Origin of the sequence: Staphylospora marina, assembly GCF_003856495.1 — a bacterium.
Taxonomy (GTDB): domain Bacteria; phylum Bacillota; class Bacilli; order Thermoactinomycetales; family Thermoactinomycetaceae; genus Staphylospora; species Staphylospora marina.
This window is the reverse complement of the sequence record NZ_CP034118.1, coordinates 1,872,721-1,885,653: the sequence shown is the minus strand read 5'-3', so window position 1 is coordinate 1,885,653 and position 12,933 is coordinate 1,872,721. Positions and strand designations below refer to the sequence as shown.

The window sequence follows — 12,933 nt, the reverse complement described above, 5'->3', positions numbered from 1 at the left end:
CGGACGTGAGGTTCGTTGGCTAGTATGTGCCGAAGAGAATTGTATCAAATCCGTCCGGGATTGCCACCCGCCCGGAAGGGGAACTTTTTCGAATCAGGACATGGCGGACCGGACTCGGCGGAACGCCACTTTGTACGGCTCCGGAGCGCGGGTTTCCGCCCCCAGAGCCTGGAGTGCGTGCAGCGTCCAATAGGGATCGCGGAGCATGCCCCGGCCGACGGAGACCAGATCAGCGTCACCGTTGGCCACGGCCGATTCGGCAACCTCGGGATCATCCAGATTGCCCACGGCGATGACCGGGACGTCGAGGGCCTGTTTGACGGCACGCGCCATCGGCAACTGATACCCCGCGTGGCTTCCGGGACGCCTTCGACCGAGCGGAGCTTCCCCGCCGCTGGAAATGTGAAACATGTCGACGCCGGCCTCCCGGTAGCGGCGGCACAGTTCGATGGCATGGTCAAGGTCATAGCCGCCGTCCGCATATTCGACCGCCGAAATGCGGAACAAAAGCGGCATGTCATCCGGCATGACGCTTTTCACGGACTGAATCACTTCCACGCCGAACCGGGCAAGATCCCGGCCGTATTCATCATCCCGCCGATTGATCAGGGGAGAATGGAACTGATGGATCAGGTAGCCGTGGGCACCGTGAAGCTCGATGGTGTCCACCCCCGCTTCCACCGCTCGACGGGCGGCTTCACGGAATTTCAGGACCATGTCCTTCACTTCGGAGGTGGACAGTGCGCGGGGGGGTGGAAATCCGGGACCGAAAGGGATCGCAGATGACGAAACGGGCGTTTCTACGTGTTCCGCCTTGCGGCCCGCGTGTCCGATCTGAATGCCGACCGCGGCTCCGTGTTTTTTCACTTCCGTGACGATGCGCCGGAATGCGGGAATGTGTTCGTCGGACCAGATGCCGAGGTCCAGGTCCGTGATCCGGCCGTCCGGTTCTATATCGGTCATTTCGATGATGATCAGGCCCGTGCCGCCGATCGCCCTGGACACATAGTGAACGAAATGCCAGTCATTGGGCTTTCCATCCCTGCCCATGGCGGACAACTGACACATGGGCGGCATCACCACCCGGTTTCTCAGTGTCAATCCCTTCCACTCAAACGGCGTTGCCAAATGAATCATGGTTTCCCATCCCTCCGTTTGGTTTCTGGTTCAGTTTCAGTCTATCGTGTATAATTACTTTTAGTAAGTACTTACTTTTTAGTAACCGAATCACTGCGGGGAAAGCGGGTGAACGGGCATGAGCGGAGCGGAGCATCCCTGTCCCGTCGAGGTGACGTTGCAAGTCATCGGCGGGAAGTGGAAAGCGTTGATCCTCTGGTACCTGATGGACGGGAAAAGACGGTATGGGGAACTGAAAAAGCGGATGCCGGCCATCACGCCAAAAATGCTCACGCAGCAACTCCGGGAGCTGGAACGGGACGGGATGGTCAGCCGAACGGTGTATCCGGTGGTGCCTCCGAAAGTGGAATACTCCCTGACTCCCTGCGGAGAGTCGCTGAAACCGATCTTGCTTCTGATGAACGAGTGGGGACGGGACCACCTGGCGGCGGAAGAGATGAGGCGAAAAAACAACGCAGGGGAGGTCGTGGGGAATCTCATGGAGCAGAAGACATGAGCTTTTGCGGAGAAACAGCAAGCGTGCACCGTTTGATGGCAAAGTGTTCGGAAGAAGTTTCCGTCTTTCGGAATCTGGATGTTTTGTTTCCGTGAATGCGGAAATGCGCATGGTTTTCTCACCGGTGTCGGGATCAAGAAAAAGCGTCCGGCGGACTGCGGGGCAGCCCTTCGGACGCTTTTGGTCACTTTCGTACCCGTTGTAGAGAGGAGCGTCAACGAATCACTTCATAATGCAGCATCGCCAGTTCGCCGGCTGCCGATAGAGACACCAGTTTCAACCCGGTTTCCCGGTTGTTTGGATAAAAGAGCGGAATGCCCCGACCGATCAGGATGGGAACCACTCCGATGATCCACTCATCGATCAGGTCCGCTTCGATGAAATCCCGGATGAGTTCGGCACCGCCGACCAGCCAGATGTGTCCACCCGGCTTGTTTTTCAGCCTCTTTACGAATACTCCCGGATCTTCATTTACGTACCGGACATGCTCGTCCCGTCCGGATCGGGTTCGGGAAAAGGCATAGCAGTCTTTGTCCGCATAGGGGAAAGTGTCGGACAGCTCCGGCAGCTGGTCATACGTCGCTCTGCCCATGATCACCGTATCCACCGTGCGGATGAACTCATCATAGCCGTATTCTTCGGGTTCGGGCGAGAGTTTCAACAGCCAGTCGATGCTGCCGTCCTCCCGGGAGATATATCCGTCGAGGCTCATGGCGATGTATGCGATCACTTTTCGTTGCATGAGGATCCCTCCTTGCATGGTTCCATGTGTATGGTTCAAGTTGGACAGAGTCAGTATATCCGGAGAAATATGACATCTGATGTCATGATTCCGTGAGATGTTGGAAGAAAAGAGGAGGCAATGCGGGTGAGAGCCGATCGGCTGATGGAACTGTTGCTGATTCTCCAGAAAGGCGGAAAGTGGACGGCGCGTGAATTGGCCCGGGAGCTGGAGGTATCCCAGCGGACCGTCCTGAGGGACCTGGATGCGCTCGGCAGGATGGGAATCCCGGTGGTGGCGGACCGGGGAAGGCACGGAGGCTGGTACCTGTTGGACTCCTTCCGCAAAACCCTGCTCACGTTGAATCAGGATGAAGTGGCTTCCCTGTTTTTCAACATGCCCGAAAAATTGCTCAAAGATCTGGGATTGGAACGGACGTACCGGATGGCCCGCCGCAAGCTTTCCTCCGCCTTGCCGGACCGGACGGAATCACAGGTGCTCAGATGGTGGGAGAGAATTCATCTCGATACGGAGCCGTGGAAGGGCGGAAACTCCGAGAATGAATGGATGGAACCGATCCTTCGCGCCGTTCTGGAAGAGCGGAAGCTGTGGCTCGGATATGAACGACTCGACGGAAAGCAAAGCGAACGCATCGTGGAGCCTCTCGGATTGGTGGCCAAGGGGGCGGTCTGGTATTTGGTGGCCAACACGGCGGAAGGGATCAAGAGCTTCAAGCTGAATCGGATTCAGTCCGCGCGGATGTTGGCGGAAACGTTTGATCGTCCGGAAGGATTTGACCTTGCCGAATGGTGGAACGCGAGCAAAGCCCGGTTTGTTGCCCGGCTGCCGGAATATATTGTGCGGGTGCGGCTCACTCCCCACGCGCTTCGCCGGATCCGTTTCAGTGACCGGTTCGTCCGGGTCCTGTCGGTCGAAGATCCGGATGAAATGGGATGGATTGCGGCCACCCTCCGCTTTGATACCCGGCAGGAGGCTGCGGAGTGGAGCCTCGGCATGCATCGGGAAGTGCTGGTGGTGGAACCGGAGGATTTGCGGGAAACGGTGCGTGAACTGGCGAAGGCAGTGGTGAACATGTACGGGGATGACAGCGGGGATATATGAGATCATGAAAGGATGGCGGATCCTGACCCGGAAACCGTTCCGCTTTTGATTTTCGGTTCCACACGCTTGAAAACAGGGGAATATACACCATGGGAAGAATACTTTGTTTTGTGGGTTCCAAGGCTTGCAGCCCGTTTTGAAAGGATGAGGCGGAACGTGCGAAAATTGGCGGTATCCATGGTTATATTGCTGATCAACATACTGTTCCTGGGCGGCGTGTTCGGGACTCGTTCTCTCGATGCCGCGCTGGTGTTCGTTATACCCTCCGTCTTGGGGTATGCTACCGCTGTTTCTGTTTTCTCCGATTGGTTGGTCCGCAAAATCGGCAGGTGGGAACGGTTTGCGGCGTTTTTGATCCACTTGGCGGGAGGAATCCCGTTTGCTTTCATATTTGGATCGAGTTGGACGTTTTTTATCATGTTCTCCGTGCCGAACTCGATCCTGTATTGGGCGATTGATGAATGGATGAAGAGCCGGGCCAAAAGGCAGCTGACGGAACGGAAAACAGAGGAGTCCGCTACTTGAGATTCCCCGGGATCTGCCGCCAATCTCAAACCGCTCGAGCTTCATCCCTGTCCGGCCGGGATTGGATCCGGATCCAATTCTCAAAAGAACAGGGAAATATTCATGGAGATAAGAATAACTTGGTTTTGGAATGTCCGGCTCACACCCCGATTTGAAAGGATGAGGCGGAACGTGCGAAAATGGTCGGTTTCCCTGGCGGTTTGGCTGATCAACGTGCTGGTTCTGACCGTCTTGTTCCGGAGAGGTCTCACGGATGGAAGCGAATTCCTCCCGTTTCATGAAGTGTTGTATGCCGCCCTGTGGATCGTTTCCGCCGCCGTCGTGGTGTATGTCACCGTTGTTTCTTATCTCTCCGATTGGCTGGTTCGCAAAGTCGTCAAGCAGGAACGGCTGACGGCCTTTTTGATCCACCTGGCGGGAGGGATGCTGTTTCCCTTCCTGTGGGGAACGGACAGACAGGTGCTGTTTTTGCTCGCGTTCTCCGTGCCGAATGCGATCGTCTACTGGGCGCTGGATGAATGGATGAAGAGCCGGGTCAAAAGGTGGCCGCCGAAACGGAAGAAGGATGATTCCCGGACTTGACGTTTCATTGGCCAAATCACAAACCCCGGATGGCAGGGTGCCTTCCGGGGCTTTTGTGTGGCCTTGTATTCAACCCGTTTTCGTCATCGCCGTTTTCTGCACCGCTTCCTTTTGAATTCGACGGTCGAGCAACAGGAAGATGAATCCGGAGCACAGGCACCCGAGGCCGATGAATACATAGAGCAGGTTTCCGATGGCTTGATCCAGGAACCAGCCACCGACCAGCGGACCGACCGATCCGCCGATGATAAATCGGAGAGAAGCGGCTCCCATGTAAGTGCCTCTCAGATGCTCGGGAGCGAGATTGGCCACGAACGTCATGATGTGCGGAGTGATGAACAATTCTCCCAACGTGAAGACGACATATGCGGTGATCAGGGAGATGGCAACGAGCGCGGCCGGGGCGTGCCACTCACCGAACCAGGTGGCCATTTGACCGACGGCGGCCATTCCCAAACCGAACAGAGACATTCCCAGGAGCATCACCGCTCCGGGGCGCTTGTCATTCACCATCCGGGTGACGGGCAGTTGCAGCAGCACCACCATCAGACCGTTGAGGGACAGCAGGTACGGATACAGGTTGTGGTCACCGAAGATGCCGGACAGTTCATTGTCCAGATGCACCGGCAACAGGTCCATTTGTGAAAATCCCATCGGAATGAAGGTTCCCGCGACGATGAACACGAGGAACACGAAGTCCCGCAAGACGGTTTTCCAAGGGGATGGTTGCTTGGTAGAGCTTTTTCCGTTCCGGGATGGCGGCTGCTCCGGACGTGTTTCCCGGATCAACAAGCTGTCGACGAGGGCATTCGCCAGCAAGACGCAACCGGTGAACGTGAAGACGGTCTCCATGGACGTTTGAACCGCCAGCACTCCCAGCAGCGGCCCGACGGCGGCACCGATGTTGAAACCGGTGTACAGCAGCGCATAGGCTTCCGCCCGTTTCTTTTCATCGGTGACGTCGGCCACCATCGCCGATGACGCGGGCTGGAACAGGGACTTGAAGAAGCCGGCGAACATGGAAAGCACGGCGAATCCCGCAAATCCCTCCACAAACACAAAGCCCAGCAGCGTCAATCCGTGACCGGCATGGGCGATCACCATCATCCGTTTGCGTCCGTACAGGTCGGCCAATCGGCCGCCCACCATCGATCCGACAAAGGATGTGAACGGAGCCAGGGACAGGATGATGCCGATATCGACCATGGAGTTGCCTTTGCTTTTCAGGTACAGGGCAAAAAAAGGCACCATCATTTGAAAAGAGATGCTGGTGACCATCTCTCCGAAGAACCGGACCCAGATGTTGCGATCCATGGATTTGAGATCTTTCAGCATGTTTTTCATGAGTGTGACTCCTGCATGTTTTTGGAAAAGTCGAAATCCATTGTATCATGAAAAAGCGAGTCCTTGCATCCATTTTTTTTCAGAGCGGTTCTGCAATGGGGAAAAAAGGCCATTCGGGTTTGTCCCGTCAACTTGCTTACAAATTTCAAGTGATGTCCGACGGGGAGGCGGGTCGTGTGGGCCAGAAAATCGACGAAAGAAATGTATTTTGAAAACACCGGGGTCCGTGAAAAGCAGATTGGGCCGAAAATTCTCCGTTCTCCGCTTGGACGTCATCCGAGGATGTTCAGTACAATGTATAAAAAACCATTTTTTCTGTTGGAGGCTGAACATGGAATCCATTGGGGAACTAGTCAAGAGAGGCAACAAGTCTTCGGCAAGTGCCGCGCTGGGGAATGCCGCGCTCGCACTGGTCAAGGGGATCGCCGCGTTTGTGAGCGGAAGCGGGACGATGTTCGCATCCGCGATGCATTCGCTCGCGGACAGCGTGAACCAAGGCTTTGTGTTCGTGGGAAGCATCCTGGCCGAGAAGGAGCCCACTCCCCGTTTTCCCGCCGGATTCGGCCGGCTGATCAACCTGTTTTGCGTGGTGGCCGTGATGGTTGTGTCCATGATGGCCTATGAAACGGTACGGGAAGGGATCCAGCTCTTGATGGAACCCCACGAGCCGACCCATTTCCTGCTCAACGCCGCGATTCTGGCCCTGTCCGTCCTCATCGACGGGATGGTGTTGGTAAAAGCGATGAATGAGATTTTGAAGGAAACGGGCGTACAGGTGAAAGGATGGAGAAAAATCCTTGCGGCATTCCGGTCGGTGGGACGCGCCGCACCGCCGACGCGACTGGTGTTTTATGAAGACATTGTGGCCACTCTTGGCGCGTTCGTGGCCCTGATTTCGGTGTTCGTTTCCCATTTCACGCCCTTCCGGCAGTTTGACGGAATTGCCACGGTGATGATCGGACTGCTCATGGCCGCGGTGGCCCTGAAAGTGGGTTACGACAACATGATCGGTCTGATCGGGGTGGCGGCGCCGAAGGAAGTGGAAGACAAGGTGGCCGGCATCCTGTTTTCCGATCCGATCGTCACCGACATCAACTTCATGCGGATCGTGCAGGAAGGCCGTTTTTACCATGTGGAGTGCGACGTGGAACTGCGTCCGGGTCTGACGCTGGCCGAAGCGGATGACATCAAATTTCGGCTGCGCGACCGCTTGCTGGCGGAACCTCAAATTGCGGATGTGGTCATCGGAATCATCGAAGACAACGGTGTTCAGGACTGGAGACCGGAGAGAACGGCGTCCGCCATTTGATGTACATTCAGGAAACGGGCCGGAATCGCCTCCGGAGTGTGAAAGGAGAAAATCATGCCCGGGATCAACTCCCGGGCATTCGTTTGAATTTTCGCTCTTCATCCGTTCCCTGCATGTTCCGGAATCGCTTCATCCCACGCGTTCCTCTTCTCCGGTCCGCTCATGTGGTTCATGGTGAAGCCGCCAGTAGGCGGAACGGTTTTTCAGCAATTCATCGTGGGTGCCGGATTCGGTCAGTTTGCCGTTTTCAATGACCAGGATGCGGTCGGCGTGGCGGATGGCGGGCAACCGGTGTGCCGTCACGATCACGGTTTTGTCCCGGAGCACCGGATCGAGTTCTTCGAAGAGTCGTGATCCGGCGGTGGCATCCGTGGATGGGGGTTCTTCCAGCAGCAGGATGTCCGGTTTCCGGAGCAGGGTGCGGGCGATGGCCACCCGATGTTTTTCTTCATCGGAAAGGTTGACTCCGTCCTTTCCGGTGATGGTGTCCCAACCGTCCGGGAGTGAATCCAGCATCGAAGTGAGTCGGGTGAGGCCGCAGACGTCGACCAGTTCATCAAAGGCGGCGTCCGGATTGGCGCACAGCAGATTCTCCCGGATGCTTCGCTCCCACAAATACACCTTCCGGGTGACGAGACCGATGCGCTTGCGAAGATCTACGAGACGGTACTCCCGGATGTTCCGCCCGTCCAGCAGGATTTCCCCTTCATCGGGCTCCCGGAAGCGGAGCAGCAGATCCGGGATGATGCTTTGGCTCGCATCGTCCGGTCCGACGATGCCGATGAATTCGCCGGGGTGAATCCGGAGTGACAGGTTCTTTACGCCGTCTCCCGACGGAAGCGTGCACGTGACGTTCCGGAACTCAATCTCTCCCCGGGCCCGGTGCAGTTCACGGGCATCCGGCGCGTCATCGTCACGGACGGGCAAGTTCAGCGTTTCCGTTACCGCCTCAAGATGGCCTTTCACATGCTTGTATTCGATGAAAACGGACCGAAATTGCCTGACGATGTCCGGTAGCTGGGGGAAATACACGGTGAATGCGAGCAAGGTGCCCACGGTCAACCGGTCCTTTGACATGAGCAGGAGACTGACGGAGATCAGGATGAAGAGCCCCGGGACCTTCCCCAGGGACGACAGTGCTTGCCGCCACAGCCGGACCGTGAACCACTGGTTTTCGGCCCCGCGCAACCGGCGGATGTGTTCCCGGAATTCGGCTCCCTCCCGGTGTTCCCGGGTCAGAAGTTGCACGGTTCTGACGGCTTCGGGAAGACGCTGGACCGCTTCGTGAACGGATTCATGAACGGACGTCCTCTGTTTGGACGCGTCCTCCGCTTTCCGTTCCAACAGGGAATCCATGAATGCCGCCAGGGGCGACAGCATCAAGGAAAACACGGCGAGCACGGGATCCAATCCCACCATGATCCCGCACAGCGTCAGGAACGTGATCGTTTGCGGAATCACGGGCAGCAGCTTCCGGGTGATGAAGTGGTCGCCGATCCGATCCGCCAATCCGAAGCGCAAAGCGTGATCCCCGGTGAGGGGCGCGTTCCCGGCCTCGGGAGCCTGCCGAAGCAACCGGCTCATCATGGAGATTTTCAGCAAGTCGGTGATGGTTCCGCCGATCCGGTGGTGGATCCGTTCGGTCAACATCGAAAGCAGCGTGGACAGGACGGGAAGGAGAACCAGGCTGATCAAGGACAACGTCAGCAGGGAAAAATCTTTTCGAGGCAGGGCCACATCCACCATCTGCTTCATGATCAATGGAGGAAGGAGTCCCGCGGCGGATGCGGCGAGCGCCGACAAGATGGCCGCGATGAGCCTGCTCCGGTGCGGACGAAGCAGATCGCGGATCCTGAGGGAATGTTGTTCCTTCATTTCCATGCTCCTTTGCAGATTTGCTCAAAGGATGGATTTTCCAATTGATGATGAAATTTGATAAAAACCGGAAAATTCCTGTCGTTTTTCCGGCCGTTGTTGACCATGCCGGCGGGTGGACAGCAGGAATCCGTTCAGGCATGATATTCAAGGGCAGGGTCTTTCATAAACCTTTCATGGGCAACCATGTTTATTTCGTGGTACGAAACGGGTAATCAGTTTCGGAGCACGATTTTTTTCAAACGGGAGGCGTAGGTACATATGACGTTCAAATCACTTTCCGATTCCACCGTTTTGTCCAACGGTGTCAAAATGCCGTGGCTGGGTCTCGGCGTGTACAAAGCCAAAGAAGGCGAAGAAGTGGAATTCGCCGTCAAGACGGCCATTCGTCTCGGATACCGCAGCATCGATACGGCGGCCGTCTACGGCAATGAGACCGGAGTGGGCAAAGCCGTCAGGGAATCGGGGGTTCCCCGCGAGGAATTGTTCATCACGACGAAAGTGTGGAACTCCGACCAGGGGTACGATTCCACGTTGAAGGCGTTTGAAGCCAGCCTGGAACGACTCGGCATGGACTACGTCGATTTGTACCTGATCCACTGGCCGGTGAAAGGCAAATACAAAGAGACGTGGAAAGCCCTCGAAAAGCTGTACAAGGAAGGTCGGGTTCGGGCGATCGGGGTGAGCAACTTCCAGACGCACCATCTGGATGATCTCCTGCAGGATGCGGAAATCAATCCGATGGTGAACCAGGTGGAGCTTCATCCCTGGCTGACCCAGAAAGAGCTCCGCGAATACTGCTCCCGTCACCATATCGTGCTGGAAGCATGGAGCCCGCTGATGCGCGGCAAGGTGACCGAGGTTCCGGAGATTGTCCGGTTGGCGGAGAAATACGGAAAGACTCCCGCCCAAATCGTGCTGCGCTGGAACCTGCAAATCGGCGTGGTCACCATCCCCAAATCCGTCCGGGAACACCGGATCCGGGAAAACGCCGACGTCTTCGACTTCCATTTGTCGGAGGAAGATGTGGCCATTCTGGAGGGGCTCAACCGGAATCACCGGACCGGACCCGACCCGGACAACTTCAACTTCTGATCCATCTTGAAACAGGCGGAACCGGTCCCTTCACGGACCGGTTTCCGTTTTGGACGGGAGGTGAAAAGGCGTGATCTTCGACGCGCACATTCATCTGGATCTCTATCCGGATGTCGATGCGGAAGCCATCGTGCGGGATCCGGACCTGACGGGTCTGATCGCCGTGTCCATGGATTTGGCGTCGGCCGGGAGAACATTGGAACTGAAGCGTCGGTTCCCTGACAAAGTGCGGGCTGCATGCGGCATTCATCCGGAGCGTCCTCCGGAGGACGTGTGCACGGGCGATGTCTCTGCCCTGGAGCGGTTCATCCGGGAACACGCCGGGGAGATCGATGCCATCGGGGAAGTGGGTTTGCCGTATTACACCCGCCGGGAAGTCATGCAAAGCACTGGCGGATGGAATGAAGCCCCGTATCTGGACATGCTGGACCGGATGCTGGAGTTGGCCGCCGAACTGGACAAGCCCGTCATTCTCCATGGAGTGCGGGAAGATGTTCGCGTCCTGTTGGACCGGCTTGAAGCTCATCGCATTCGTCGGGCCCATTTTCACTGGCTGAAGACGGATGACCGGACCCTTGAGCGACTGGTGTCGATGGGCTTCATGGTTTCCTTCACGCCGGACATTCTGTACGAGGAAGAGACGTGCCGGGTGGCGGAGCGGGTTCCGCTGGAACTCCTGATGGCCGAGACGGACGGCCCTTGGGAGTTCGAAGGACCGTTTGCCGGACGGAAAACGCATCCGTCAATGATTCGCGAATCCGTCCGCCATCTGGCGAAAAGGCGGGGCATCAAACCGGCCGTTCTGCTGGAACGGCTTGCGGAAAACGCGAAAACATTCATCGACGGAACCCGTGAAACAGGCATATCCTGACCTCAGATCCGACCTTCTTTCCGGAGGAAGCATGCTCTCCGGCGAGGGTCGGTTTTTGTGATCCGCTGTGGTTTGCCGTGGAAACATGGGAACGGGCGGGATCCGTACAGTGGAGCTTGGGCGACCCGTTCCGGACCATCACGGTGATCGACGGAGAAGGGACATTGGAGCTCGACGGAGCCCGACATCGCTTCCGGACGGGAGATCACGTTTTGTTGCCGGCCGGATCCGATCCGGTGCAAATTCACGGACGGGCTCGCCGGATTTCTTGCCGAACCCGGAAAGCCGGGGAACGGAAACAGTGAAAGATGAAGGGGACAAGAGCAAAGGAAAGCAAACGTTTGGATCTTCGGTAGAAATCAGAAAATTCAATGTTGATCCATTCACGATCTTTGATTAATATTCGGTAACAACCGAAAATCAAATGGATCACGCAAGGTCGGATCCTTTTGAACCAATCGCGGGAAGTCGAATTCAAACGGCATCCATCTTTGAAGCAAAAGGGGGAGAGGCCGGGTGAATGCCCGTTTGCCCGTGCAACGGGAACGGATGGAACATCAACGAAAGCCCCATTACAGATGGCTGATATTGGCAGTCGCCACTTGGTCTCAGGCTTCAGCGACTTTGGTCACCTATGGGGTCGGACCTCTGGCCGCGATTTGGCAAAATCAATGGAGTCTGAATGCTTCGCAAGCGGGGCTGTTGGTTTCCGCGGTTCAAATCGGGCCTTTGCTGTCGATGCTCTTCATCGGACACGCGTTGGATCGACATGGTGAACGATGGCTGATCGGTTTGGGGTCCTGTTTGTTGGGGTTGACGTTTCTCCTTGTTTCATTCACGACTCACTACGGGTTGTTGATGCTTTTGCTGGTGATTGTCGGCATTTGGTATGGAACGGCTCAACCCGGGGGAAGCAGGGTGGTATTGCGATGGTTTTCGGAACAGGAAAGAGGGTTGGCCATGGGGATCCGTCAGGCGGGAATCCCCGTCGGAGGGGCGATCGGCGGCGCTTTGCTTCCATATCTGTCCCTGCATTTCGGATGGCAAACGGCCGTCTTCACCCAAGCCGCTTTCGCCGTCGCCGGAGGCCTGTTGTTCCTCGTTTTGTACCGCGATCCTCCCGGTTCCCGTCATGGGCGGCAAACCGACAAATCTTCATTCACGCAAAAAATGATGACGATTGCAAAAAACAAAAAGACATCCCCGATTTTGTTCACCGGGATCACTTTGATTTCGCTTCAGATGGTGTTGGTGGGACATTTGATGATCTTCTTCAGCCATGAAACCGAAGCGGGACTGGTCATTTCGGGGCAGCTGCTGGCCACGGCTTTGATGTTCGGGATGGCGGGCAGGATCGTGCTTGCATACATCAGTGACAAATGGTGGGAAGGGAACCGGGAAGATCCGCTTCATCTTTGCGTTTGGGCATCTGTGATCGGAGTCTCTGTCCTGGCATTCACCCCCGCGTCTTTGGCCGTGTGGGCGCTTTTTGTTTTGTCTGCGTGGTTGGGCTTTTTCGGGATTGGGTGGTTCAGTTTGTTTTTGTTGGCCGTGGCGGAGCATGCTCCTCCTCAGGCGGAAGGGTTGATGGTCAGCTATGCGCTGACGCTGAATCAAGCGGCCATTATCCTCGCTCCGACCATTTTCGGATTCATCGTGGACGTGCAATCGTATTCCGTTGCATGGTCGGTGTTGAATGTTTTGCTCATCGGAAACGGGCTGTTGCTCTTAAAAAGAAGAAGAGGGCGTTCAAAAACGGCGGAAGGTCGGGAGTGAGAGGAGAAACAAGGCGCGAGAATCTTGCATGACTCGGGGAAGATGCATCGGGATGAAACAAGAAATTGCGGCGATTCCCG

The 12,933-nt window shown here is 56.4% G+C and carries 13 protein-coding genes; 9 read left to right on the top strand and 4 right to left on the bottom strand.

Annotation, left to right across the window (positions count from 1 at the left end):
• Positions 1–93: 93 nt before the first annotated feature.
• The gene (locus EG886_RS09420) at positions 94–1,137 is read right to left on the bottom strand and encodes an NADH:flavin oxidoreductase/NADH oxidase (RefSeq protein ID WP_124727902.1); all 1,044 of its coding nucleotides are present in this window, start codon (positions 1,135–1,137) and stop codon (positions 94–96) included.
• A gap of 118 nt (positions 1,138–1,255) precedes the next feature.
• On the opposite strand from EG886_RS09420, the gene EG886_RS09415 reads away from it, so the two are divergent.
• Positions 1,256–1,633, top strand: a complete 378-nt coding sequence (locus EG886_RS09415) for a winged helix-turn-helix transcriptional regulator (RefSeq protein ID WP_124727901.1) — start codon at positions 1,256–1,258, stop codon at positions 1,631–1,633.
• A 214-nt stretch (positions 1,634–1,847) separates the two neighbouring features.
• Here the strand turns inward: EG886_RS09415 and EG886_RS09410 are convergent, their stop codons facing one another.
• Positions 1,848–2,375, bottom strand: a complete 528-nt coding sequence (locus tag EG886_RS09410) for a dihydrofolate reductase family protein (protein ID WP_124727900.1) — start codon at positions 2,373–2,375, stop codon at positions 1,848–1,850.
• A 126-nt stretch (positions 2,376–2,501) separates the two neighbouring features.
• Between EG886_RS09410 and EG886_RS09405 the strand changes: the two genes are divergently transcribed.
• The 3 genes from EG886_RS09405 (at position 2,502) to EG886_RS09395 (ending at position 4,583) form a co-directional block, all read left to right on the top strand.
• On the top strand, positions 2,502–3,476 hold the full coding sequence (locus tag EG886_RS09405; protein WP_164491761.1) for a helix-turn-helix transcriptional regulator: 975 nt from the start codon (positions 2,502–2,504) through the stop codon (positions 3,474–3,476).
• A gap of 156 nt (positions 3,477–3,632) precedes the next feature.
• Positions 3,633–4,001: a hypothetical protein gene (locus tag EG886_RS09400; RefSeq protein ID WP_124727898.1), complete on the top strand. Its 369-nt coding sequence runs from the start codon at positions 3,633–3,635 to the stop codon at positions 3,999–4,001.
• 171 nt (positions 4,002–4,172) lie between these two features.
• Positions 4,173–4,583 (top strand): hypothetical protein, encoded by a 411-nt coding sequence (locus EG886_RS09395; protein WP_124727897.1) that lies wholly within the window; start codon positions 4,173–4,175, stop codon positions 4,581–4,583.
• 69 nt (positions 4,584–4,652) lie between these two features.
• Here EG886_RS09395 and EG886_RS09390 read toward each other — a convergent pair whose 3' ends face one another.
• The gene (locus EG886_RS09390; RefSeq protein ID WP_124727896.1) at positions 4,653–5,927 is read right to left on the bottom strand and encodes an MDR family MFS transporter; all 1,275 of its coding nucleotides are present in this window, start codon (positions 5,925–5,927) and stop codon (positions 4,653–4,655) included.
• A gap of 331 nt (positions 5,928–6,258) precedes the next feature.
• Here EG886_RS09390 and EG886_RS09385 point away from each other — a divergent pair, with 331 nt between their 5' ends.
• Positions 6,259–7,236 carry a cation diffusion facilitator family transporter gene (locus tag EG886_RS09385; protein ID WP_124727895.1) on the top strand — a complete coding sequence of 326 codons (978 nt, stop codon included), beginning with the start codon at positions 6,259–6,261 and terminating at the stop codon, positions 7,234–7,236.
• Positions 7,237–7,365: 129 nt separating this feature from the next.
• Here the strand turns inward: EG886_RS09385 and EG886_RS09380 are convergent, their stop codons facing one another.
• Positions 7,366–9,111 (bottom strand): ABC transporter ATP-binding protein, encoded by a 1,746-nt coding sequence (locus EG886_RS09380; protein WP_164491760.1) that lies wholly within the window; start codon positions 9,109–9,111, stop codon positions 7,366–7,368.
• Positions 9,112–9,372: 261 nt separating this feature from the next.
• On the opposite strand from EG886_RS09380, the gene EG886_RS09375 reads away from it, so the two are divergent.
• The 4 genes from EG886_RS09375 to EG886_RS09360 all read left to right on the top strand — a co-directional run bounded on the left by EG886_RS09375 (position 9,373) and on the right by EG886_RS09360 (position 12,853).
• Positions 9,373–10,206, top strand: coding sequence for an aldo/keto reductase (locus EG886_RS09375; protein ID WP_124727893.1), 834 nt, complete (start codon positions 9,373–9,375; stop codon positions 10,204–10,206).
• 70 nt (positions 10,207–10,276) lie between these two features.
• On the top strand, positions 10,277–11,077 hold the full coding sequence (locus tag EG886_RS09370; RefSeq protein WP_124727892.1) for a TatD family hydrolase: 801 nt from the start codon (positions 10,277–10,279) through the stop codon (positions 11,075–11,077).
• Between the two features lie 77 nt (positions 11,078–11,154).
• Positions 11,155–11,382 (top strand): cupin domain-containing protein, encoded by a 228-nt coding sequence (locus tag EG886_RS14125; protein WP_164491759.1) that lies wholly within the window; start codon positions 11,155–11,157, stop codon positions 11,380–11,382.
• 211 nt (positions 11,383–11,593) lie between these two features.
• A complete protein-coding gene (locus tag EG886_RS09360; protein ID WP_241154299.1) occupies positions 11,594–12,853 on the top strand; it encodes an MFS transporter in 1,260 nt (419 codons plus the stop codon).
• The last annotated feature ends 80 nt before the right edge of the window (positions 12,854–12,933 follow it).

What these genes read in the sequence shown, in the direction of transcription:
- EG886_RS09420 (WP_124727902.1), bottom strand. Translation starts at nt 1,137, where the DNA reads ATGATTCATTTGGCAACGCCGTTTGAGTGGAAGGGATTGACACTGAGA.
- EG886_RS09415 (WP_124727901.1), top strand. Translation starts at nt 1,256, where the DNA reads ATGAGCGGAGCGGAGCATCCCTGTCCCGTCGAGGTGACGTTGCAAGTC.
- EG886_RS09410 (WP_124727900.1), bottom strand. Translation starts at nt 2,375, where the DNA reads ATGCAACGAAAAGTGATCGCATACATCGCCATGAGCCTCGACGGATAT.
- EG886_RS09390 (WP_124727896.1), bottom strand. Translation starts at nt 5,927, where the DNA reads ATGAAAAACATGCTGAAAGATCTCAAATCCATGGATCGCAACATCTGG.
- EG886_RS09385 (WP_124727895.1), top strand. Translation starts at nt 6,259, where the DNA reads ATGGAATCCATTGGGGAACTAGTCAAGAGAGGCAACAAGTCTTCGGCA.
- EG886_RS09380 (WP_164491760.1), bottom strand. Translation starts at nt 9,111, where the DNA reads ATGAAGGAACAACATTCCCTCAGGATCCGCGATCTGCTTCGTCCGCAC.
- EG886_RS09375 (WP_124727893.1), top strand. Translation starts at nt 9,373, where the DNA reads ATGACGTTCAAATCACTTTCCGATTCCACCGTTTTGTCCAACGGTGTC.